Raw genomic sequence first — 22889 nt, 5'->3', positions numbered from 1 at the left:
ACACGATGCGGGAGGGGGGTGGCGCCTGGCTCAGCCCCGCGAGACCTCCGGCAGCCGCAGCCCCATCACGGCCCCGAGCGCTCCCAGCCCGGTGAGGAACGCCAGCGGCCACCACGGGGTCAGCCCGGCCAGCGCGCCCGCGACCAGTCCGACCACCAACAGCACGCCGCCGATGAGGGTGTTCCCCGCCGCCGTGTACGCCGTGCGGGTGTCGCCGGTCGCCATGTCCACCAAGTAGGTCTTGCGCCCGGTCCGCACGGCGGTGTGCGCCAGGGTCACCAGGAAGTATGCGGCGGGCAGCACCCACACCATCACCGAGTCAGGCAGCCACAGCGCCAGGGCAAGGGTCACCGCCAGCACGGCCGTCGCCGCGGCGGAGGCCCACGCCATCAGCAGCCGGCTGGAGTGGTCGGCGGCGCGGCCCACCAGCCGGCCGCCCAGCATCGAGGCCAGCCCGGTGCCCAGCACGAAGGGGGCCAGCCCCGTCAGCGGGGAGGAGTTCTGGGTGGCTGCGGCGGCCACCAGGAAGGTCGGGGCCAGAGCGGTCACGAGCAGCAGGGAGCGCACCACCACGAAGGCGCGGAAGTCCGGCGCGGTGCGCCACAGCGTCCACGGCTGGGGTGGGGTGTGGTCGGCATCGGGCTCCTGCGGGGTCTCCTCGACGCGCTCCCACAGGGCGGCCACCCCGACGAACAGGCCCGCCGCCCCGGCGGCCAGCCAGGCCAGGTGGTGCGGGGCGGTCCCGTCGCCCAGCAGGCGCAGCGCGAGGCCGACCGTGAGGGCCAGCGCGCCGGCCACCACGGTCGCCGTGCCGGTGAGCTGGCCGCGCTGCCCCTTGGGGATCGTGCGCCCCTGGGTGTCCTTGCTCGCCAGGGAGGTGACCGCGCGCCCACCGGCCAGCAGCGCCAGGCTCACCAGCACGCCGAGCCCGACCACCAGGCCGGTGCTCAGCGCGAGGAAGGCCGCGATGCCGGCCGCGCCCGCCGCCTGGAGCAGCGCGCCGAGCGCGACCACCCGGTGGCGGCGCCGGTGGGAGCGCACCCAGGGCGTGAGGGCGGACTGGGGCAGCATCGAGCCCGATTCCCGCACCGGCACGAGCAGTCCGACGGCCCACCCGGGCGCGCCGAGGCCCGTCAGTGCCCAGGTGAGCACCGTGGGCGGGTGGACGAGCTGGTCGGCCGTGTTGAGCAGCGAGGTGGCGCCGAGGATGCGGGGGCCGTTGCGGGGCAGGGCGCGGCGGGCGCCGTCGTCCAGGTCCTCGATGCCGGCGCGCGGGTCGGATACGACGGCGTTCCACAGCCGCCCGGACTGGTCAGTCGACATCGGGCTCGCCGAGGAGTGCTGCGATGGAGCGGCGGTAGGCGGTGGCATCCACGGGCAGGATGGTCGACTGCACGATGTAGCCCTGGGCGATGCCCAGCAGTGCGAGCAGGGCCTCCTGGCTGCGGGCTGTTGCGGCGTCCGGTGGCAGCCCGATCCCCTCGGTGAACCATGCCTCCAGGTAGACGGTGGCGCCCTGGCTGAGGCCGGCGAACACCTTGCTGGTGCGCTCCAGCAGCTCGGGGCTGCGGGCGGCGGCGGCCCAGATCTCCAGCACCAGCCGGCCCTCGTCGCCGCGGGGGAGGGCCTCGACGAAGTCCCCCAGCGCCTGCGCCGGGGGCGGGACCGGGCGCCGGGCGGCGAGCTCGTCCATGCCGGAGAGGCGGGTGCTGATGACGTCCAGGGCCACACCCAGCACCAACTCGTCCTTGCTGGCGAAGTAGCCGTAGATCGCCCCGGCGGAGAGCCCGGACTCCTCGATCACCTGCGCCATGGACGTGCCCGGCAGTCCCTCGCGGAGCATGACGGTGCGGGCGGCGTCGACGATGCGCTGGCGCTGGGCTGCACGGCGTTCCGGGGTCAGGCGGGGCATCGGCGAACCATAGCGATCAGGTGTTCTGTTTGTGCTGCCGGGTCGGAGGGGTCTATCATCGAGAACGATCATTCTTTTTGGAGGAGGCGGCATGAGCCCGGCGCACAGCACCCGGGGGGCCACGGGTCCCACCCCCACCGTGGAGCGCGTCGGCTCCTACGACGGCCCGGCGTCCGCCGCCTCTGCCGCACCCGACGCCCCTCCCGCATCCGCCGCACCCGACCCCGCGGTCCGGGTCCGGGGCCTGCGGGTGGTGCGGGGCGGGCGCGAGGTGCTCCCCGGCATCGACCTCGACGTCCCCGCCGGGCAGGTCACGGGGCTCCTCGGCCCCTCGGGCAGCGGCAAGTCCACCCTCATCCGGGCGATCGTCGGGGTGCAGGAGGTCGCTGCCGGTGCGGTGACGGTGCTGGGCGAGCCCGCCCGGTCGCCGGCCAACCGGCGCCGGGTGGGCTACGTGACGCAGTCCCCGGCCGTCTACGCCGACCTGTCCGTGCGCGCGAACCTGGACTACTTCGCCACCCTCGCCGGGTTGCGTGGTCCCGCCCGGGCCGATGCGGTGGAGCGCACTCTGGCGCAGGTCGACCTGGGCTCCCACGCCGGGGCGCGGGTGGCGTCGCTCTCCGGCGGCCAGGCCTCCCGGGTGTCGCTCGCCGCGGCATTGGTGGCCGACCCGCGGGTGCTGGTGCTGGACGAGCCCACGGTCGGGCTGGACCCGGTGCTGCGACGTTCGCTGTGGGAGCTCTTCGCCGAGCTCGCGGGCCAGGGGCGGACGCTGCTGGTCTCCAGCCACGTCATGGACGAGGCAACCCGGTGCGACCGGTTGCTGCTCCTGCGCGAGGGACGGGTGCTGGCTGAGCTCACCCCATCGGAGCTGCTGGAACGGACCGGCGCGCAGGACGCCGAGGGGGCCTTCCTCCGGCTGATCGAGGAGGACGAGCGATGAACGCGGTGCGGACCCTGGCCACGGCGCGCCGAGTGCTGCGCCAACTGGTGGGCGACAAGCGGACGATGGCGCTGTTGGTGGTGGTGCCCGCGGCGCTCCTGGCGCTGCTGGGGTGGGTGTTCGACTTCTCCGGCGTGTACGACCGGATCGGGCCGGTGCTGCTGCCGATCTTCCCGTTCGTGGTGATGTTCGTGGTCACCTCGATTGCCACCCTGCGTGAGCGGCAGTCCGGCACCTTGGAGCGGTTGCTGACCACCCCCCTGGCGCGGCTGGACCTGCTGGCCGGGTACGCGCTGGCCTTCCTGGTGATGACGGTGCTGCAGACCACCGCGACCTCGCTGGTGGCCTGGTGGGTGGGGCTGGAGGTGGCCGGGCCGTGGTGGGCGCTGGTGGTGGTCGCGCTGGCGGCGTCCTTCCTGGGGACCGCGCTGGGGTTGTTGGCGAGCGCGTTCGCGCGGACGGAGTTCCAGGCGGTGCAGTTCATGCCGGCGTTCGTGCTGCCGCAGTTCCTGCTGTGCGGGTTGCTGGTGCCGCGGGAGGGGCTGCCGCGGGTGCTGGAGTGGGTCAGCGCCGTGCTGCCGTTGAGCTATGCGGTGGACGCGGTGGCGGCCGTGCGGGACCAGGCCGAGGTGGGTGCGGACCTGTGGCAGCCGTTGGCGGTGCTGCTGGGGTTCGCGGTGGTGGCGCTGGTGGGCGCGGCGCTGACCCTGCCGCGCCGGACGGAGTGACCCCGGGGTCCCAGTAGCCACTGCGCCACACGTGGCCGGCCGAGTGCGGCGCAGTGGTCGTCAGGGTGGTCAGGCGTGTGGCGTTGTGGCCGCCAGGGCGACCGCTTCGTCGCACGGGAAGGGCTTGGGTGACCAGGTCGCCACACGGGAGGGGCTCACCCGGTGACCGCGTCGCCATCGAGTGGTCGTGGGTGGGTCGGCGCGGGGTACGGCGTCCCGTCCATGCTGTCGAACCGCTGTCATGCGAGCTGCCCCCGGGCAGGAACGGTGCGTTGTGACTTGACACACACACACACACGATGAGGCTGGCTGGGTGGTGTTCCCCCGGCGCGAGGGACACCACACACAAGGAGAATCCGATGAAGATGAAGATGGCCGGAGCGATCCTCGGTTCAGTGGCCCTCGCTGGCTTGCCGGCAGCTGCTGAAACCACCTGGAGCTACACGACGGGTGGGCCACGCCAAGGCTGCGGGTACCTCCTCGATCTACGCCTGCGACACGTCAGCGGACGGGCACCAGACGGAGGCTCAGACGCACCACTACGGCGGCGCCACAAACTTCCAGCGGGACAACGACGGAGGCGCGGCCTGCACCGGAGCCACGTACGGCTCGGGTAGCTTCTACGAGTTCCGTGCGTGCAAGCTCAACTTCTGGAACGACACCTGCGATTCCTTCCGTCGCGCCAAGTGACGCAAGGAGTACGCGCGGCGTGGTGGTGGTGGCACCCAGCCCCCACCACGCCCCGTGATGTGGAGGAATGATGGGCGGAGTGGAGATCGAGGAGCTGGGCGTCCGGTACGGGTCCACTGTGGTGGTGGAGGGGTTCAGCCTGCGGGTGGCGCCAGGGGAGTGTGTGGCGCTGATGGGGCCGAGCGGGTCGGGCAAGACCAGCATCCTGAGCTGCTTGGTGGGCATGCAGAAGCCCACTTCAGGCACGGTCACGGTGGCCGGACGCGAGGTGAGCTCCTTGAACAGTGGACAGCGAGCCCGGGTCCGGCGAGAGCTCATCGGGGTGACCTACCAGTCCCCGGGCCTGCTTCCGGAACTCTCGATCGAGGAGAACGTGGCGGTCACGCTGTTGTTCGACGGTACTCCTCGTGGAGCGGCGCTCGAGAAGGCCCGGGAGTCCTTGGCGCAGGTCGGGTTGTCCGGGCACGAGGGCAAGCGGGTCGATGAGATCTCGGGTGGCCAGGCGCAGCGGGTGGCGATTGCCCGGGTGGGCTGACCCCGTTTCGTGGGTCCAGTCGTTATGAGAGTCGTCCTGTTGCCCGCGGTCGCGGGCAGGGAGACTGGTCAGATCATGACGAACAGCAGGAAGCGTCACACCCCGGAGCAGGTCGTCCGTAAGCTCGGGCAGGCCGACAGGATGCTCACCGATGGTCAGGACGTCGCGGCGGTGTGCCGGGAGCTGGGGGTGTCCGAGCAGACGTACTACCGGTGGCGGAACCAGTACGGCGGCCTCAAGGCCGACGACGCAAAGCGCCTGAAGGAGTTGGAGAAGCAGAACGCGACCCTGAAGCGTCTGCTCGCGGAAGCGGAGCTGGAGAAGGCCGCGCTCAAGGAGCTGGCTGAGGGAAACTTCTAAGCCCGGACAGGCGCCGCGCCGCCGTCGATCACCTCAAGCGCAAGTTGCGGGTGAGCGAACGGATGGCGTGCCGTCTGGTCGGGCTGAGCCGCTCCGCGTACCGGCGACCGCTCAAGGGCGACACGGTCACGGACCCGGATCGGGCGCTCAGGGAGTGGCTGCGCGCCTGGGCGAAGGACCATCCCCGCTACGGGTATCGGCGGGCGTATCACGACGCCCGCGCCGAGGGGTGGGTGGTGAACCACAAGAAGATCCAACGCCTGTGGCGTGACGAAGGGCTCCGGGTCCCGCAGCGGCGTCGACGCAAGCGCGTCGGGTCCTCGACCGTCGACGCGCCGACGGCGGACGCGCCGAACGTGGTGTGGGCGGTGGACTTCCAGTTCGACGCCGACGAGCACGGACGACCGATCAAGATCTGCTCGATCGTCGACGAACACACCCGGGAGTGCATCGGCGGCCTCGTGGAGCGCTCGATTACCGCCGACCGACTCACCGCCCACCTCGAGGACCTCGTCGCCGCCCGGGGCGCCCCGGCGGTGCTCAGGTCGGACAACGGGCCGGAGTTCATCAGCGAGGCGATGGCCGACTGGGCCGGCACCCGCACCGGCCTGTCCTACATCCCTCCGGGCTCGCCGTGGCGCAACGGGTACGTCGAGTCGTTCAACAGCCGGATCCGCGACGAGTGCCTCAACATCAACAGCTTCTACTCGCTGCTGCACGCACAGGTCATCATCGGCGACTGGAAGGACGAGTACAACCACCACCGCCGGCACTCCTCGCTCGGCTACCTAACCCCAGCCGAGTACGCTCGGCAGTGCACCCATCAAATGGAAACCGACGACTCACAGAACGTCCGGACCGAATGAAGGGGGCGGCTCACGGGCCTTGGTGCGCGACTCAGCCCGGGTCTTGGTGGCCGACGAGCCCACCGCGAGCCTGGACCAGGACAACGCCCGAGAGATCGCCCTCCTGCTCACGCAGCGGATCCGTTCGCGACAGCTGGCGGGAGTGCTGGCCACGCACGATCCGTTGGTGGCCGACCTGTGTGATCGGACGGTCGATCTCCGGGACGCCACAGCATGATGGGTGGGATGACCACGGCGTGGGTGGTGGCCCGTCGCCTGGCGCTCTCGCCGGACCCGCGACAGCGGTGGCGGCAGATCAGCCTCGTGCTGGCCTCGCTGCTGGGCACCGCCGCGATCCTCACCGGGATGGGCGTGGTGAACGCCGGCTGGGTGGCCTCGCAGCATGTCGTGGGCCGACAGCCACTGCTCGCCGGGCAGCCCGGCCCCGGCCCCGTACCCGGCGCACCTGCGCAGTGGTCGAAGTCGATGCCCGTGCTCCCTGAAGGGGTGGGGCAGGTGCCCATCATCTGGGTGGATCCTTCCAGCGGGCACGAAGGGGATGCCGCCCTCGTCCCTCCGGGGCTCGACGCGCTGCCCGAACCCGGTGCCGCCGTGCTCTCCCCGGGGCTGGTCGATCGTGGGATCAGTGCGGAGGATCTTGGGCTGCAGCCGAGCGAGGCCGGCTCCGGTGTCGGTGGGGTGATCGGTGACGCCGGTCTGGCCTCACGCTCCGAGGGGTTCGCCTACGCGCGTCCTCCCGCAGGTCAGTCCGTCGAGCAGGACCTCGCGATCTCCATCAGCGGGTGGGCGCCTGCGGGGCGGTGGGAGGTCGCGGGGTCCCCCCGTCGTTTCCCCTGGGTGGAAACCGTGCTCGACACGCCCACGCTGGTCCCCGCGGTCTTCGGAGTCCTGTGGTTGATCGTCGTTCCCTCGATGCTTCTGATGGTGGGGACCGCTCGTGCGGTCTCCGAGGTGACCCGGCAACGGGGTCAGAGGCTCTGGGAGCTGGGTGTGGCCCGTTCGAGCATTCGTGCCGTGGCTGCCCTGGAGACCTTCGTGCTGGCTGCGGCCGGAACCGTGGCCGGCCTTCTGCTGTGGTGGGTGGCCCTGCGCTCACGACCGACCTTCCCTCTGACGGACGGGCAGCTCCTGCCTGGTAGCACCCGGGTCCCTCTGTGGGTCGCGCTCCCCGTCGCGCTGGTGTTGATCCTCATCGTGGTCGTGGCTGCCTCGACCCTCCGCCTCTCTCCTCGGCCTGAGCGGAGCAGGGGCAGCGTGGGGCAGACCCTCGGGATCGTGCCCCTCGTGGTCGGCCTCACCCTCATCACCGTCGCCCCATGGGTCTTCGTGACGGCCGGGGCCAACGGGGCTGCCGACATGCAGGCCAACCTCCTGCTGGGTGGGGCCCTCCTGGTGCTCGTCGGTCTCCCGCTGGCCTTGCCCGGGATCGTCTCCGCGCTGGCACGGTTCGCGCCGGCTTCCTCGGCACCCTCGGTGTGGCTCGCTGCTCGACGCCTGGCGCGCCGTCCGCAGGTCTACACCCGCACCGGTGCGCTCGTGGGCTCGTTGGCCTTCATCTCCGGATCGGCCCTGGCGCTGGTCCTCGCCACCATGCCCCAGGAGTGGCACCCTGCCGGTGAGGAGCGCATCGTGTGGAGTGTCGACTACGAGGATGCGCCGGAGGGATTCGGGGCGGTCGTGCAGGAGCGCGCCGATGCCGCCGGGGCGTGGGTCGCCCCGCTCCGGAAGGGCGCCGTCGAGTTCCCCTCCTGTGATGACGCGGCAGAGTTCATCGGGATTCCACAGGAAGAACTGAAGTGCTCCAGCGATGGTGCGCGGCTCAACACGGGAATTCAGGTCCGGCTCACCGACGAACCCTCCCCGCCGGGCGAGAGCTTTCTGATCAGTGGTCCTCGCGACTGGAGTGCCACGGACGCGCTGCCGCTCCTGGCCGGGTCGACGGCACCCGGCTTGTACGAGGAGGTCGGGCCGAACCGGCACCACGTCAATCCGGGGGCGGACTGGTTCTCCGCCGGCTGGGGTGCCTGCTGCCTCCTGCTGCTCGTGGCGCTCGTCCGCAGTCTCGGTGACCACACCTTGCGGGCTACCGCCGAGGCCAGGGAGCTCGCCATGCCCGGGCTGCTCCCACGTGAGGTCGACCGGGTCTCCATCGCCACCACGCTCGCCCCCGTCGTCCTGGCGGTTGCCATCGGGTGCGCGGCCGCGGTCTTGTTCGCCCTCCGAGGTTTCTCGGTGGGGTACACCACGAGCAGCGTCGGCTTGGTCAGTGCGGCAGCCCTTGGCTCCGGTGCTCTGGCCGTGGTGGTGGTCCTGGCCGGCGTCTGGTGGCAGCGCCACCTCGATCGCCGGGGGTGATCACGCCCGCGCGGCCCTCGCCCTGGCCACTGTGACCCTGCCCCGGCGGACTCCCTGAGCCGGAGTGCATCTGCCGTTCACCTGCTGCTCACCAACGGGTCAGGCGTGGGCCCTATCGTCGCCACACCCCTGCACCCTTCTCTCCAGGAGCAACCCTCATGACCACCCCCTCCACGCCGTCCTCGGTCGGCCGTCGCACCGTCCTCGGCGGTGCCGCCGCCGGTGCCGTCCTCACCCCGCTGGCCGCCCTCGGTGCCCGCGCCCAGGGCAACGGCCGCGGTCACCAGATGCGCAAGCGCCCCCACGGCCCCGACTACGGCCCGCTGTACCCGGTGAAGGACCAGACCACCGGTCTGGAGCTCATCAGCCTGCCCAAGGGCTTCGAGTACATCTCCTACGGCTGGACCGGCTCGATCATGGACGACGGCCGCCCCACCCCGGGCGCCCACGACGGCATGGCCGCCTTCCGCCAGGGCGACCAGGTCCGCCTCGTGCGGAACCACGAGCTGCGCCGCGGCGACCAGGCCTTCCACCCCACCCACTACGACCCGACCGGCCCCGGCGGCACCACGACCATCGTGTTCGACCCGGACGCCGGGAAGTTCGTCGAGTCCTACGCCTCGCTGGCCGGCACCGCCGTGAACTGCGCCGGCGGCCCGACCCCGTGGGGCACCTGGCTCTCCTGCGAGGAGACCTTCTACACCTCCGAGACCGGCCAGCGTCACGGCTACGTCTTCGAGGTGCCCACCCACGGCGTCTCCTCGGCCGAGCCGCTGACCCAGATGGGTCGCTTCGTGCACGAGGCCGTCGCGGTCGACCCCTCCACCGGCATCGTGTACCTCACCGAGGACGCCACCCCCTCCGGCTTCTACCGCTTCCTGCCCAACCGTCCGGGTGACCTGGACGCCGGCGGCGAGCTGCAGATGCTGCGCATCGAGCGCGGCGAGGGTTCCTACGTCACCTACGCCGACGGCACCGGCGAGCGCTACCAGACCTCCTGGGTCACCATCGACGAGCCGGACCCGGCCGACGACGGCGTGCGCACCGTGCAGCAGGGCATCGCCAAGGGCGGCGCCCAGTTCGCCCGCCTGGAGGGCGCCTGGTGGGGCAACGACGTGGTGAACATCGTCTCCACCAGCGGTGGCCCGGACCGGAACGGCCAGGTCTTCACCTACGACCCGCGCACCGGCGAGCTGGTCATCCTCTTCGCCTCCCCGGACGAGACCGTCCTGGACAACCCGGACAACATCTGCGTCTCCCCCCGCGGCGGCATCGTGCTCTGCGAGGACGGCGGCGGTGACTCCTACCTGCACGGTCTGACCACCGACGGCGAGATCTTCCCGTTCGCGCTGAACACCGTCGTGCTCGACCGGGACGGCGTCGCCGGCTCCACCGTGCGGGCCGGTGACTACCACACCTCCGAGTGGTGCGGCTCGACCTTCGAGCCGAAGAACGGCAACTGGATGTTCGTGAACATCCAGACCCCGGGCATCACGCTGGCCATCACCGGCCCGTGGCGCAAGGGCTCGCTGTGAGCTGACCCCGCTCCCCGGAGCCGCCGCGACCGCAGGACGGGCGCGGCGGCTCCGGCGTGTCCGGGGGAGTCAGGCCGCGGGGGCGTCCTCCGGCTCGGGGTCGGCGCTCGGCGGGTGGGGCAGGCCCACGAGGAAGAGGGCGCTCGCCATCGTCACCAGTCCCACCGCCAGGAGGGCGGGCCGGACGCCGACGAGACTGCCCAGCACCCCGCCCAGGGCCATGGCGGCGGCGCTCACCGCCCGGTTGAGGGTGGCCCAGGCCACGATGACCGGGGCCAGCAGGTCCCCCGGTGCGGCGTCCATCCGCACCCGGCTGAAGGCCGGGTTGAAGAAGCCCGCCGCGAGCAGCAGGCCGAGCTGCAGGCCCACCACCACGGCCAGCCCGGCCACGCCGGCCAGGCCGGAGGGCACCAGGGCCAGCGGGGCGATCCACAGGGTGCGGCCGATCCCCGAGGCGAGCAGGACCGGGCGCCGCCCGAAGCGCCCCATGAGGCGGTGCACGACCATCCCGGCGAGGATCCCGCCGAGGCAGGGCAGCCCCTGCGAGAGCCCGTACTCCCATGCCGAGAGCTCCAGGGTGCGCAGCAGCAGCAGGTCCACCAGCGGGGTGCTGGCCATCGTCCCGGCGGTGAAGAGCAGGGCGTTGCCGAGGAGCCGGCGCAGCAGCGGGCTGCCGGCGATGGTGCGGTAACCCGCGTCGGCGCGGGGGCGCTCGCGGGGCGGTGGGGGGTCCCACGCCATCCCGGCCACCCCGCGGGCGCTCAGGGCGCTGCCCAGGGTGAGCAGGGCGACCACCAGCAGGGTCACCTCCACCCCGAGGGCGTCGGTGAGCAGGCCGCCGACGGCCGGGCCGACGATGGTGGCCGTCCAGGCGATGGCCTCCTGACGGCCCAGCGCCTGGTCGAGGTGGTCGCCGGCCACCTGGCGCATGGCCGGCGCGATCCGGGCGGCCTGCAGCATCCCGGCGGCGGTCTGGAGGCAGAGCACCGCCCCCAGGTGGAGCAGGGTCACGGCCTCGACCCAGCCCGCGACCGCCAGCGAGGCGGCGGCCAGAGCGGCGACGAGCGCCGAGCCACCCAGCACGGTGGCGGGGTGGGCGCCGGCCGTGCGCGGGGTGGCGAGGTTGGCCAGCAGGATCCCGAGGAAGGTCCCCAGGCCGAGCAGGAGGCCGAGCTCGGTCCCGGTGGCGTCCAGGTGGCGGACGGCGATCCAGGCGATGGCACCGGTGCCGGTCCACGAGCCGAGCTGGCCCAGGGTGAAGACGGTCAGCAGCCGCCGGAGGTGCAGGGGCATGGGTGGAGCCTGCCAGCGGGTCCCGACAACCTCGGGTGGGCGCGCGGCCGCCGGTGGCGGCGTGTCGCCCGGGTTCCCGGGGCCACAACATGTGGTGCTGGCGCACTGGATGAATCACCGTATATGGTGCTCGTGCTGGTCCTCCCCGGCACCGTCGTTCGGCGGGTCACCCTGTGGTGACCTCTCGAGACAGCCCAGGGGAGGGGCAAGAGGGAACCCGGTGAGACCCCGGGACTGCCCCGCAGCGGTATTCGGGAACGACCGCCGTCACACAGCACTGGGTGCAGCCAGCACCCGGGAAGCGACGGCCAGTAGGCACCCGTCCGGCACCTGCCGGACGCCTCGGTGACGAGGACGCCCGTGAGTCCGAAGACCTGCCAGCGCCCGTCCGCGACCGCGGGCGGTACGTCGAGCCGCGCGGGACGGCTTGCGGACGTGTCGACCCCGGCACGCGAACGGTGCCCCCATCGGGGAGCAACGCACCGCACTTGGTGCACCGCACCGGCGCCCTCTGCCGTGCGCCCACAGCCGGGTCGGTGTGGCCGTGCCCCCTCGCGGTGAGAGCTCGCGAGGAGAGAGTGTGACGACCAACACCACCACCAGCACCGCCACGCCCACCAGCCAGCCGGCCGATGGCGACCAGCCCACCCTGGAGGGCGTCCCCACCACTCCCGCCCGCACGACCATGCGGGTGGTCAAGCGCAGCGGCGAGCACGAGCAGGTCGACGTCACCAAGATCGTCGCCGCCGTGGAGCGCTGCTGTGACGGCCTGCCCGAGGTGGACCCGCTGCGGGTGGCCACCAAGACCATCTCCGGTCTCTACGACGGCGCCACCACCGCCGAGCTCGACAAGCTCGCCATCGCCACGGCCGCCGAGATGACCGCCACCGAGCCGCAGTACTCCCGCCTGGCGGGCCGCCTGCTGGCCGGCGTCATCGACAAGGAGGTCCGCGGCCAGGGCATCGGCTCCTTCTCCGCCGCCGTCCGCACCGGCCACGAGCAGGGCCTCATCGGGGACGAGACCGCCGCCTTCGTCGCCGAGCACGCCAGCCGCCTGGACGATGCCGTGTACCGCGCCCAGGCCGCCCACGCCGACTGGCGCTTCGACTACTTCGGCCTGCGCACCGTGTACGACCGCTACCTGCTGCGCCACCCCCTCACCCGCGCGGTGGTCGAGTCTCCCCAGTACTGGCTGATGCGGGTCTCCGCCGGGCTCTCGCACACCGGCGAGGAGGCCGTGGAGTTCTTCGAGCTGCTCTCCTCCCTGGCGTACCTGCCCAGCTCGCCGACCCTGTTCAACTCCGGCACCCGGCACACACAGATGTCCAGCTGCTACCTCATCGACTCCCCGCAGGACGACCTGGACTCCATCTACGAGCGCTACCACCAGGTGGCCAAGCTCTCGAAGTTCGCCGGCGGCATCGGCCTGGCCTTCTCCCGCATCCGCTCCCGCGGCGCGCTGATCCGCGGCACCAACGGCCACTCCAACGGCATCGTGCCGTGGCTGCGCACGCTGGACGCCTCGGTGGCCGCGGTCAACCAGGGCGGCCGGCGCAAGGGCGCGGCATGCATCTACCTCGAGCCGTGGCACCCGGACGTCGAGGAGTTCCTCGAGCTGCGCGACAACACCGGTGAGGACGCGCGCCGCACCCACAACCTCAACCTGGCCCACTGGATCCCCGACGAGTTCATGCGCCGCGTGGAGGCTGATGGGCAGTGGTCCCTCATCGACCCCGATGCCGTGCCGGAGCTGCCCGACCTGTGGGGCCCGGCCTTCGACGCCGCCTACCGCGCCGCCGAGGAGCGCGGTGACGTGGTGCGCACCGTCTCGGCCCGCTACCTGTACGGGCGCATGATGCGGACCCTCGCCCAGACCGGTCAGGGGTGGATGACCTTCAAGGACGCCTCCAACCGGGCCTGCAACCAGACCAGCGACGACCAGACGCCGCGGGTGGCCGCCGACGGCACCGTCCAGCCGGCCCCGGTGGTGCACCTGAGCAACCTGTGCACCGAGATCATCGAGGTGACCAGCAACGACGAGACCGCCGTGTGCAACCTCGGCTCGGTGAACCTCGCGGCGCACCTGCAGTGGTCCGACGGCACCACCGGCGTCCGCCCCACCGACCCCGCGGCGCGCGCCACCGGCATCGACACCGACCGGTTGCGCTCCACGGTGCGGCTGGCGGTCACCTACCTGGACCGCGTCATCGACATCAACTACTACCCCTCCGAGCAGGCGGCGGCGTCCAACCCGCGCTGGCGCCCCATCGGCCTGGGCTCGATGGGGCTGCAGGACGTGTTCTTCGCCCTGCGGATGCCGTTCGACGCGCCCGAGGCGAAGGAGCTCTCGACCCGCATCGCCGAGGAGATCCAGCTCTCCGCGCTGGAGCGCTCGGCCGAGCTCGCCGAGCAGTTCGGCGCCCACCCGGCGTTCGCCGAGACCCGGGCGGCCCGCGGCCAGTTGCAGCACGACCTGCAGGGTGTGGAGCCGACCCAGACCGAGCGCTGGGCGGCCGTGCGGCAGCGCATCGCCGACCACGGCCTGCGCAACTCGCTGATGATCGCCATCGCGCCCACGGCGACGATCGCCAGCATCGCCGGCTGCTACGAGTGCATCGAGCCGCAGGTGAGCAACCTGTTCAAGCGCGAGACCCTCTCGGGGGAGTTCATGCAGGTGAACACCGCGCTGGTGGGCGAGCTGAAGTCCCTGGGGCTGTGGACCGAGGCGGTGCGCGAGAAGCTCAAGGCCGACAACGGGTCCGTGGCCGGCATCGCCGACCTGCCGGAGGAGACCCGGCGACTGTTCCGCACCGCCTGGGAGCTGCCGCAGAAGGCGCTCATCGAGATGGCCGCGGCCCGGCAGGCGTACGTGGACCAGTCCCAGAGCCTGAACCTGTTCATGGAGAGCCCGAACATCGGCAAGCTGTCCTCGATGTACCTGTACGCGTGGAAGGCCGGGCTGAAGACCACGTACTACCTGCGCAGCCGGCCGGCCACCCGCATCCAGCAGGCCACCGTGGCCGGTGTGCGTGCCGGCGCGAGCTGGGGCGCCGCGACGGGTGCCCCGGGCGCCAGCCAGCCCACGGCCCCTGGTTCGCCGGGCGTGGTCGGCGGGCTCACCGCATCGGAGCCGGTGCGGACCTTCACCGATGAGGAGGCGCTCGCCTGCTCGCTGGAGAACCCCGAGGCCTGTGAGGCCTGCGAGTGACCACCAAAGACACCGACATCACCACCAAGGAGCAGACCATGACCAGCGAAACCCACCTCGAGTCCGACCTGCGCGATGCGGTGAAGCAGGGCTCCAGCCTGCTCGACCCGGGCATGTCCCTGACGCTGCGCCCGATGCGCTACCCGCAGTTCTACGAGATGTTCCGCGACGCCATCAAGAACACCTGGACGGTCGAGGAGATCGACCTCCACAGTGACCTGGCGGACCTGCACAACAAGCTCTCTCCCGCCGAGCGCCACCTGGTGAGCCGGCTGGTGGCCTTCTTCGCCACCGGCGACACGATCGTGGCCAACAACCTGGTGCTCAACCTGTACGAGCACATCAACTCCCCGGAGGCCCGGCTCTACCTGAGCCGCCAGCTCTTCGAGGAGGCCGTGCACGTGCAGTTCTACCTGACGCTGCTCGACACCTACGTGCCGGACGAGGCAGAGCGCTTCGAGGCCTTCGCCGCCGTGGAGAACATCCCCTCCATCCGCACCAAGGCGGAGTTCTGCTTCACGTGGATCGACTCCATCGAAAACCTGGGCCAGCTGGAGACCAAGGAGCAGCGCCGGCAGTTCCTGCTGAACCTCATCTGCTTCGGCACCTGCATCGAGGGCCTGTTCTTCTACGGCGCCTTCGCGTATGTCTACTTCCTGCGTTCGCGGGGTCTGCTGAACGGGCTCGCCTCCGGCACCAACTGGGTGTTCCGCGACGAGTCCATGCACATGGCCTTCGCGTTCGAGGTGGTGGAGACCGTCCGCAGTGAGGAGCCGGACCTGTTCGATGCGGAGATGGCCGGCCAGGTGCGGCAGATGCTGATGGAGGCCGTCGACGCGGAGGCGCAGTTCGCCGAGGACCTGCTGGGCATGGGCGTGGCCGGGCTGTCGGTGGCCGACATGCGCGCCTACCTGGAGAACGTGGCCGACCGCCGTGCCGTGCAGCTGGGCATGCCGGAGATCTACGGCACCAAGAACCCGTTGGCGTTCATGGAACTCCAGGACGTGCAGGAGCTGAGCAACTTCTTCGAGCGCCGCGTCTCGGCCTACCAGGTGGGCGTGGAGGGCAGCGTCTCGTTCGACGAGGACTTCTGAGCCGCTGAGCCCGGTCCTCGTGCACGATGCGGGGTGGTCGCCACGTGGCGACCACCCCTCATCGAGGCACTGCGCCGGCGACCCGGGCGCGTCGGTCAGACGCGGACCGGCGCCGGTGCGTCCAGGGAGTTGTCCTCGAAGCTCGTCTCCGAGCCGTCGCTGCCCAGCCCCCGGTAGTTGGCGTGCGGCACGGGGTCGGTGGTGGTGGACCGCAAGGACGTGCTGCCCGCCATCGAGCGGGTGGGCGGCGCGCCGGTGGTCATCAAGCTCCTGGAGGGCACGCAGGGCATCGGGGTGATCCTGGCCCCGGAGATGAAGGTGGCCGAGGCCGTCATCGAGACCCTGCAGTCCACCCAGCAGAACGTGCTCATCCAGCAGTTCGTCTCGGAGTCCAAGGGGCGAGACATCCGCGCCCTGGTGGTGGGTGACCGCGTGGTGGCGGCGATGCGGCGCACCGCCCAGGGTGACGAGTTCCGCTCCAACGTGCACCGGGGCGGCAGCGTCGAGGCAGTGACGCTCGAGCCGGCCTTCGAGCAGACCGCCGTCCGGGCGGCGCAGATCATGGGCCTGCGGGTGGCGGGCGTCGACATGCTCGAGGGCCGCGACGGGCCGTTGGTGATGGAGGTGAACTCCTCCCCGGGGCTGGAGGGCATCGAGACCGCCACGGGGCTGGACGTGGCCGGCGCCATCATCGACTACGTGGCCGACCAGGTGGACTTCCCGGAGATCGACGTGCGCCAACGACTGACCGTCTCCACCGGGTACGGGGTGGCCGAGCTGGAGGTCCACTCCGGCCACGCGATGGTGGGCGGCACCCTCGAGGACTCGGGGCTGCGGGAGCTGGACATCTCGGTGCTGACCCTTCACCGCGGGACCAGCGTGATCCCGAACCCGAGCGGGCGCCACGTGCTGGAGGCCGGCGACCGGCTGCTGTGCTTCGGCAAGCTGGAGGAGATGCGCTCGATGGTGGCCCCGAAGCGGCGCCGCCGCGCACGGGTGAAGAAGCTGCCGCCGCAGCCGATGGGGGACGCCGCGCAGTCCTGAACGTCCCGGTGGCCCGGCTCCTGGGGGAGCCGGGCCACCGGGGGTGTGCCCGAGGAACGCGTCCTCAGTGCGTGGTCACCGCACCGTGACGGCGTCCACGTTGAACGAGGTCTGCACCGAGACGTCCTCCTGAGCGGCGAACCGCAGGGTGATCGTCTGCCCCGCGTAGCGCGAGATGTCCAGCGTCTTCAGCGAGTAGGTGCTCGACTGGTCGCGGTTGGACCACTCGCCCAGCACCGAGGTGCTGCCGCTGGAGTCGACCGCCTGCACCTGGAAGCGGTCGTAGGCCCTGTAGGTCGACTCACCCGACTGCACGTTCAGCGCGAAGCGCAGGGAGGTCGCGTTGGAGGGCACCTTGAACCGCTGGGTCAGGATGGAGGTGTTGCTGTACCCCTTGCCGCCCAGCAGCGCCTTGTAGTTGCCGCTGTAGGCCGAGTACCGGCCGGAGGTGATGGCCGAGGTGGCGCCACCCCAGCCGGTGCTGCCCTGCTCGAAGTCACCGTTCACCAGGCTGGTGCCCGGCGTGGGGTCGGTCGGGTCGGTGGGGTCAGTGGGGTCGGTGGGCGTGGCGCCACCCATCAGGGCCGTGGTGTCCAGGAAGCGGTTGGGCGACCCGTTGACGCCGGTGATGGTGTTGGTGGTGGCCGTGGAGGTCAGGGCGTTGGTCACCTGCGAGACGCTGGCGTTGGGGTTCTTCTGCAGGTAGAGCGCCGCGGCGCCGGCCACGTGCGGGGACGCCATCGAGGTGCCCGAGATCGTGTTCGTGGCGCTGCTGCTGGTGTACCAGGCGGACGTGATGTCCGAGCCCGGCGCGAGGATGTCTACGCAGGAGCCGTAGTTGGAGAAATAGGACAGGCCGTCGGTCTTGTCGGTGGAGCCGACGGTGATGGCCGAGGAGGCGCGGGCGGGCGAGTAGTTGCACGCGTTGTCGGTGTCGTTGCCGGCCGCCACGACGGTGATGACACCGGCGGAGGTCATGCGGGCGATGCCCTGGTCGGTGGCCGCGTCCGCGCCGCCGCCGAGGCTCATGTTGGCCACCGAGGGGCCGGACTTGTTCTGGGCCACCCAGTCCATGGCGGAAATGATCCCGTTCGTCGAGCCGCTGCCGTTGCACCCGAGCACGCGGACCGGGACCAGGGTGGTGCCCTTGGCGACGCCGTACCTGGTGCCGCCGACGGTGCCGGCGACGTGGGTTCCGTGGCCGTTGCAGTCGGCCGACCCGCGGCCGTCGTCGATGGCGGTCACGCCGGCCTGCACCCGACCGCCGAGGTCGGAGTGGTTGGCGAGGATGCCGGTGTCCAGCACGTAGGAGGTGACGCCCTGGCCGGTCTCGGTGTAGTTGTAGGTGCCGTTCAGCGGCAGGTCGTCCTGGTCGACACGGTCCAGACCCCAGGGGGCGCTGTACTGGGTGGCGTCGATGGAGACCATCTTGTTCTCGGTCACCGTGGAGACGGCCGGGTCGTTGCGCAGCGCCTCCACCTGGGCGGGAGTGAGGTGGGCGCTGAAGCCGCCGAGGGCCTCGTAACGCTGCTTGACCTTGACGCCCTTCGCGCTCCACTTGTCGGCCTGCTTCTGGGTGGCGGCGGCCACGGCGGCCTTGCCCTGGGCGCTGGCCATGGCGTTCGGGCCGCGCTTGGCGGCCGACGGCAGCTCGAGCATCACGATGTAGTTGGCGTCCGCGACGGACAGGACCTCGGCCTGCTGCGAGATCTCGGTGGAGGGGTGCGGCTGCTGTAGGTGCGGCTCGGTGGTGAGGCCGGCTGAGGCGGGGGTCATGGTGCCGAGGCCGACGACGGCGGCGGCGAGGAAGCCGAAGGAGGCGCGTGTGTGTGACATGAGGGGCTCCTGTGAGGGAAGGGGTGCCGGTCGTTCCGGCGCTGTGATACTTGCCACAAACGCACCCCGTGACCAGACCGAGGAGCGCAAAATCTGCAAATCCTGAGCCCTCCTTGGGCAGTTCTTTACCCGCGGGCCCTCGCAAGACCGCGCCGGTGGCTCAGCGGCGGCCCGTGAAGCCCCGCATCGAGGACTGCACCCCGAGCGCGCGCAGTGCGGCGTCCCCCACGCGTACCGGGAGTGCCCGCAGGGCGAGCGAGGGCACCACGTGGCCGGGCAGCACCAGGCGCTCGCGGCCGGACTCGATGGCGTCCAGCACCCTCGTCGCCACGTCATCGGGCTGCAAGATCGGCAGCACCCGGCTGAACCGACTGCGCACGCCGGCGAACATGCCGGTGTCGATGTAGTACGGGCACACCAGCAGGGTGCTCACCCCGGGCCCCGACTCGTGCAACTCGGCGCGCAGGGACTCGGTGAAGCCCACGGCGGCGTGCTTGCTGCCGGAGTAGTCCGTCTGCTGCGCGACGCCGACCATGCCGGCGAGGCTGGCGATGGTGACCACCAGGCCGCGACGGCGCTCGAGCATGCCCGGCAGCACGGCCCGGGTCACCCAGTAGGGGGCCAGGGCGTTCACCTCGTAGGTGCGGCGGATCTGCTCGTCGGTGGCCTCGGTGAGCCGCTTGCCGCTCACCACCCCGGCGTTGTTCACGACCACGTCCACCGGGCCGATCGCCGCCTCGGCCTCGGCGGCCGCCGCGCGCACCGCCTGGGTGTCGGTCACGTCGACCACCTGCGCGAGCGCCGTGCCCGCCGGCTGTGCCGCGGCGATCTCCCCGGCCACCCGCTCGGCAGCAGGGCCGTCGAGGTCCCACAGCACCACCCGGGCGCCGCGTCCGGCCGCTCCGAGGGCCAGCAGGCGGCCGATGCCGGAGCCTGCGCCGGTGACGAGGACCGTCGTGCCGCCCAGGGGTCGCTTCATGTCAGTCCTTCGTGATCCGGGGCCAGTTGCGGTTGCCGAACTCCCGGCGCCAGACCTCGCGCCAGGTGGGGACGTACAGGTTCTCCTCCACGCGCATCCGCCGCCGGGCCAGAGTCCGGAACCACAGGATGGCCCCGATGCCCAGGGCGTACGGCACGAACTGCACGGCCAGCGCGGTGCGGAAGGTGCGCAGGTCGTAGGCGCCCCCCCTGGAGGTCCAGCACCACACCGATGCCGAGGATGGTCACCAGGGTGACGCCGAAGCCGGTCATGATGATGATGCCGGTGGCGCTGCCCAGCCGCTCGGAGGGGGAGAAGGTGCGGGCGAAGTCGAAGGCCACCGCCGAGCCCGGACCGCCGCTCGAGAGGCCCACCACCCACAGGACCAGCAGCCACGCTGGCGCCGGGCCGGGCCACGCCACCATCAGGGTGAACGGCAGCGCATTGGCCAGGATCACCAGGATCACCAGCGTGGAGCGGCGCAGGGGGTGGCGCTGGGTGAGGAAGCCCACCATCGGGCCGAAGACGAGCCCCAGGACGACGCTGAGCGTCAGCATCGAGGACGCGAAGGCGGCGCTGCGGCCCTCGCCCTCCGTGAGGTAGGGGAAGCCCCACATCATCGCGAACACCATGGGACCGAAGACGGTGGCGGCGTGCGTACTGGCGCCCAGCCAGGTGCCGGGGTGCCGCAGCACCGACGCGATGCTGGTGCGCGGCCGGCGGGTGGGATTGCGTCGCGGCTCGTCCCCCGGGGGCCGGTCGCGGATGAGCGTCACCGCCACCACGCAGGCCACGGCACTCGTGGCCGCGGCGGCGAGGAAGGCCGGGCGCCAGCCCGCGTTCGCCAGCAGGGCCACCAGCGGCACGGCCGAGAGGATCTGCCCGAACTGCCCCGTCAGACCGGTGATCTGCGTCATCAGCGGGATGCGGGAGGGGGCGAACCAGGCCGGCACCAGACGGATCGCCGAGGCGAAGGTCATCGCGTCGCCGGCGCCCACGAGCACCCGGGCGGCGATGGCCCAGCCGAGGTCGGGCGCGAGGGCCATGGACGCCTGGCCCACCATCATCAGCAAGGCGCCCAGGGTGATGAGCAGCCGCGAACCGTAGCGGTCCAGGGCGATGCCGACGGGGATCTGGGCGAGGGAGTAGACCAGCAGCTGCACCACCACGAAGGTGGCGACCACGCTGGCCCCGACCTCGAAGCGCTCGGCGGCCGGGACCGCCGCGACGCCCAGGGAGCTGCGGTGGAACACCGCGATGGCGAACGCGAACGCTGCCGCGCCCCACACGAACCACGCCGCGGGGGGCGTGGACGAGCGGAACGGGGCAGCGGACGGCGTGCGGCCGGTGGCCGCGGGGGAGTTCTGCTCCCGGCTCACTTCGGCGGCATGCGCAGCGCGCCGTCGAGCCGGATCACCTCGCCGTTCAGCAGCGGGTTCTCCACCAGGTGGCCCACCAGTGCGGCGTACTCCTCCGGGCGGCCGAGGCGCGAGGGGTGCGGCACCATCGCCTCGAGGGTGGCCTTCACATCACCGGGCATGCCGGCCATCATCGGCGTCTCCATGACGCCGGGGGCGATGGTCATGACGCGGACCCCCTGCCCGGCCAGGTCACGGGCTGCTGGGAGGGTGAGGGAGGCGATGGCGCCCTTCGAGGAGGCGTAGGCGGCCTGCCCGATCTGCCCGTCGTAGGCGGCCACCGAGGCGGTCATGACCACCAGGCCGCGGTCCCCGTGGCCGGTGTCGGCCTCGGTGCCGTTGTCGCCGGTGCGGACGTCGGGCACCTGCTCGTTGCCGGCCATCGCCTCGGCGGCCAGCCGCAGCACGTTGAAGGTGCCGATGAGGTTGATGTCGATGACCGTCTTGTAGGTCTCCAGCGGCAGCACGCCCTTGCGGCCCAGGATCTTGCCCGGGGTGGCGACGCCCGCGCAGTTCACCGCCAGGCGCAGCGAGCCCATCTGCGTCGCGGTCGCCACGGCCTCGGCCACCTGGTCCGCATCGCGGACGTCGGTGGCGCAGAAGGCCACCGAGCCGGCGCGCTCGGCGTTGAACTGCTCGGCCATCTCGGCACCGGGCGAACCGGGCAGGTCGAGCATCACCACCTTGCCGCCGGCGTCCAGGATGCGGCGGGTGGTGGCGTGGCCCAGGCCGGAGGCGGCGCCGGTGACCAGGGCGACGAAGTCGGGCGTGATCTGCATCGAGGGTGTCCTTCGCGGGTCGAGAGGTGCGGGGTGACCCCGGCCCGGTGGCTCGGGGCGCGGTGGGGCGTCAGCCCAGGGACTTGAGCATGTCGCGGGCGATGACCATGCGCTGGATCTGGTTGGTGCCCTCGAAGATCTGGGTGATCTTGGCGTCGCGGAAGTAGCGCTCGGCCGGGAAGTCGGTGGTGTAGCCGTAGCCGCCGAGCACCTGGATGGCGTCGGTGGTCACCTTCATGGCGGTGTCCGAGGCGAACAGCTTGGCGATCGCGGCCTCGCGGCTGAACTTCTTGCCGGCGTCCTTCAGACGGGCGGCGTGCAGGTAGGTCGCGCGGGCGGCGCTGGTCTGCGCCTGCATGTCGGCGAGCATGAACTGCAGGCCCTGGTTCTCGGCGATCGGCTTGCCGAACTGCTGGCGCTCCGCGGCGTACTTCAGCGCGAGGTCGGTGGCGGCCTGTGCCAGCCCGGTGGAGGCGGCGGCGATGCCGAGGCGTCCGGAGTCCAGCGCCGCCAGCGCGATGCCGAGGCCCTTGCCGGGGGTGCCGATGAGGTTCTCGCCCGGCACGGTGACCTTGTCGTAGAGCACCTCGCGCACGGTGTCGGAGTGCAGGCCCATCTTGCGCTCGGGCTCGGCGAAGGTGAGGCCGGGGGCGTCACCGGGAACGTGGAAGCAGCTGATGCCCTTGCCGTCGTTCTCCCCGGTGCGGGCGAAGGTGGTGTAGAAGTCCGCGTGGCCGGCGTGGGAGATCCACATCTTGCCGCCGCTGATGGCGTACTCCTCGCTGCGGCCGGTCTCGTCCACGTCACCGGAGCCAACGGCCTTGGTGCGCATGGAGGCGACGTCCGAGCCGGCAGCCGGCTCCGAGAGGCAGTAGGAGCCGAACCACTCGCCGCCGATCATGCTCGGCAGCAGGCGCTCCTTCTGCTCCTGGGTGCCGTAGCTGTTGATGGGGAAGCAGGTCAGCACGTGGATGGAGACGCCCACACCGATGGCCATCCAGGCGCTGGAGAGCTCCTCGATGCACTGCAGGTAGACCTCGTACGGCTGGTTCGCACCGCCGAACTCCTCGTCGAAGGGCAGGCCGAGCAGGCCGGCCTCGCCCAGGGTGTGGAACACCTCGGCGGGGAACTCGGCGTTCTTCTCGTACCGGTCGGCCTTGGGCGCCACCTCCTTGGCGGCGATGTCGCGGACGAGGGCGATGAGGTCTTCCGACTCGGGGGTCGGCATCAATCGGGTGACGGCCATGCACACAGCGTAACGAGGCCAACCAGTGGTGGTGAGCCGAGTCGGGCGCGGGTCACCCCACCGGGCTG

The 22889-nt window shown here is 71.5% G+C and carries 17 protein-coding genes, 1 pseudogene and 1 riboswitch; of the genes and pseudogenes, 10 read left to right on the top strand and 8 right to left on the bottom strand.

The window, feature by feature from the left end:
• Positions 1-30: 30 nt before the first annotated feature.
• Entirely contained in the window at positions 31-1323 is a 1293-nt protein-coding gene (locus KSED_RS10820; RefSeq protein ID WP_015780122.1) for an MFS transporter, read from the bottom strand.
• Positions 1313-1912 (bottom strand): TetR/AcrR family transcriptional regulator, encoded by a 600-nt coding sequence (locus KSED_RS13810; RefSeq protein ID WP_015780121.1) that lies wholly within the window; start codon positions 1910-1912, stop codon positions 1313-1315. The genes KSED_RS10820 and KSED_RS13810 overlap by 11 nt, the downstream gene beginning before the upstream one ends.
• A gap of 91 nt (positions 1913-2003) precedes the next feature.
• Between KSED_RS13810 and KSED_RS10810 the strand changes: the two genes are divergently transcribed.
• The 7 genes from KSED_RS10810 (at position 2004) to KSED_RS10770 (ending at position 9924) form a co-directional block, all read left to right on the top strand.
• Positions 2004-2855: an ABC transporter ATP-binding protein gene (locus KSED_RS10810; RefSeq protein WP_015780120.1), complete on the top strand. Its 852-nt coding sequence runs from the start codon at positions 2004-2006 to the stop codon at positions 2853-2855.
• Positions 2852-3583 (top strand): ABC transporter permease, encoded by a 732-nt coding sequence (locus tag KSED_RS10805; RefSeq protein WP_015780119.1) that lies wholly within the window; start codon positions 2852-2854, stop codon positions 3581-3583. The genes KSED_RS10810 and KSED_RS10805 overlap by 4 nt, the downstream gene beginning before the upstream one ends.
• Before the next feature lie 769 nt (positions 3584-4352).
• On the top strand, positions 4353-4808 hold the full coding sequence (locus tag KSED_RS10795) for an ABC transporter ATP-binding protein (protein ID WP_169307793.1): 456 nt from the start codon (positions 4353-4355) through the stop codon (positions 4806-4808).
• A gap of 75 nt (positions 4809-4883) precedes the next feature.
• A protein-coding gene (locus tag KSED_RS10785; RefSeq protein ID WP_115306721.1) for an IS3 family transposase occupies positions 4884-6034 on the top strand; the annotation gives its coding sequence in 2 pieces (ribosomal slippage) (positions 4884-5154 and positions 5154-6034; 1152 coding nt in all).
• Between the two features lie 22 nt (positions 6035-6056).
• Positions 6057-6251 carry an ATP-binding cassette domain-containing protein gene (locus KSED_RS10780; RefSeq protein ID WP_041290936.1) on the top strand — a complete coding sequence of 65 codons (195 nt, stop codon included), beginning with the start codon at positions 6057-6059 and terminating at the stop codon, positions 6249-6251.
• Between the two features lie 8 nt (positions 6252-6259).
• On the top strand, positions 6260-8389 hold the full coding sequence (locus tag KSED_RS10775; protein WP_015780117.1) for an ABC transporter permease family protein: 2130 nt from the start codon (positions 6260-6262) through the stop codon (positions 8387-8389).
• Positions 8390-8547: 158 nt separating this feature from the next.
• A complete protein-coding gene (locus KSED_RS10770) occupies positions 8548-9924 on the top strand; it encodes an alkaline phosphatase PhoX (protein WP_015780116.1) in 1377 nt (458 codons plus the stop codon).
• A gap of 69 nt (positions 9925-9993) precedes the next feature.
• Here the strand turns inward: KSED_RS10770 and KSED_RS13805 are convergent, their stop codons facing one another.
• Entirely contained in the window at positions 9994-11217 is a 1224-nt protein-coding gene (locus KSED_RS13805) for an MFS transporter (RefSeq protein WP_015780115.1), read from the bottom strand.
• A gap of 174 nt (positions 11218-11391) precedes the next feature.
• Positions 11392-11597: riboswitch (cobalamin riboswitch) on the top strand.
• Between the two features lie 200 nt (positions 11598-11797).
• Between KSED_RS13805 and KSED_RS10760 the strand changes: the two genes are divergently transcribed.
• From KSED_RS10760 to KSED_RS10750, 3 genes and pseudogenes are all read left to right on the top strand, one after another.
• The gene (locus tag KSED_RS10760) at positions 11798-14425 is read left to right on the top strand and encodes a ribonucleoside-diphosphate reductase subunit alpha (RefSeq protein WP_015780114.1); all 2628 of its coding nucleotides are present in this window, start codon (positions 11798-11800) and stop codon (positions 14423-14425) included.
• A gap of 38 nt (positions 14426-14463) precedes the next feature.
• Positions 14464-15519 (top strand): ribonucleotide-diphosphate reductase subunit beta, encoded by a 1056-nt coding sequence (locus KSED_RS10755; protein WP_049758692.1) that lies wholly within the window; start codon positions 14464-14466, stop codon positions 15517-15519.
• A 201-nt stretch (positions 15520-15720) separates the two neighbouring features.
• A pseudogene (locus tag KSED_RS10750) lies at positions 15721-16563 on the top strand (RimK family alpha-L-glutamate ligase); the annotation flags it as partial.
• A gap of 75 nt (positions 16564-16638) precedes the next feature.
• Here KSED_RS10750 and KSED_RS10745 read toward each other — a convergent pair.
• From KSED_RS10745 to KSED_RS10725, 5 genes are all read right to left on the bottom strand, one after another.
• Positions 16639-18399 carry a S8 family serine peptidase gene (locus KSED_RS10745; RefSeq protein WP_015780111.1) on the bottom strand — a complete coding sequence of 587 codons (1761 nt, stop codon included), beginning with the start codon at positions 18397-18399 and terminating at the stop codon, positions 16639-16641.
• Between the two features lie 160 nt (positions 18400-18559).
• Positions 18560-19378: an SDR family oxidoreductase gene (locus KSED_RS10740; protein ID WP_015780110.1), complete on the bottom strand. Its 819-nt coding sequence runs from the start codon at positions 19376-19378 to the stop codon at positions 18560-18562.
• Complete coding sequence (locus tag KSED_RS10735; RefSeq protein WP_015780109.1) at positions 19375-20757, bottom strand: MFS transporter; 1383 nt, start codon at positions 20755-20757, stop codon at positions 19375-19377. Before KSED_RS10735 ends, KSED_RS10740 begins: the two co-directional genes overlap by 4 nt.
• Entirely contained in the window at positions 20754-21575 is an 822-nt protein-coding gene (locus tag KSED_RS10730) for an SDR family NAD(P)-dependent oxidoreductase (RefSeq protein ID WP_015780108.1), read from the bottom strand. The genes KSED_RS10735 and KSED_RS10730 overlap by 4 nt, the downstream gene beginning before the upstream one ends.
• Before the next feature lie 70 nt (positions 21576-21645).
• The gene (locus KSED_RS10725; protein ID WP_015780107.1) at positions 21646-22821 is read right to left on the bottom strand and encodes an acyl-CoA dehydrogenase family protein; all 1176 of its coding nucleotides are present in this window, start codon (positions 22819-22821) and stop codon (positions 21646-21648) included.
• Positions 22822-22889 lie beyond the last annotated feature (68 nt).

This window comes from Kytococcus sedentarius DSM 20547 (genome assembly GCF_000023925.1).
Classification (GTDB): domain Bacteria; phylum Actinomycetota; class Actinomycetes; order Actinomycetales; family Dermatophilaceae; genus Kytococcus; species Kytococcus sedentarius.
Note: the sequence above shows the minus strand (reverse complement) of the source record. Positions and strands in the feature narration are given on the sequence as shown.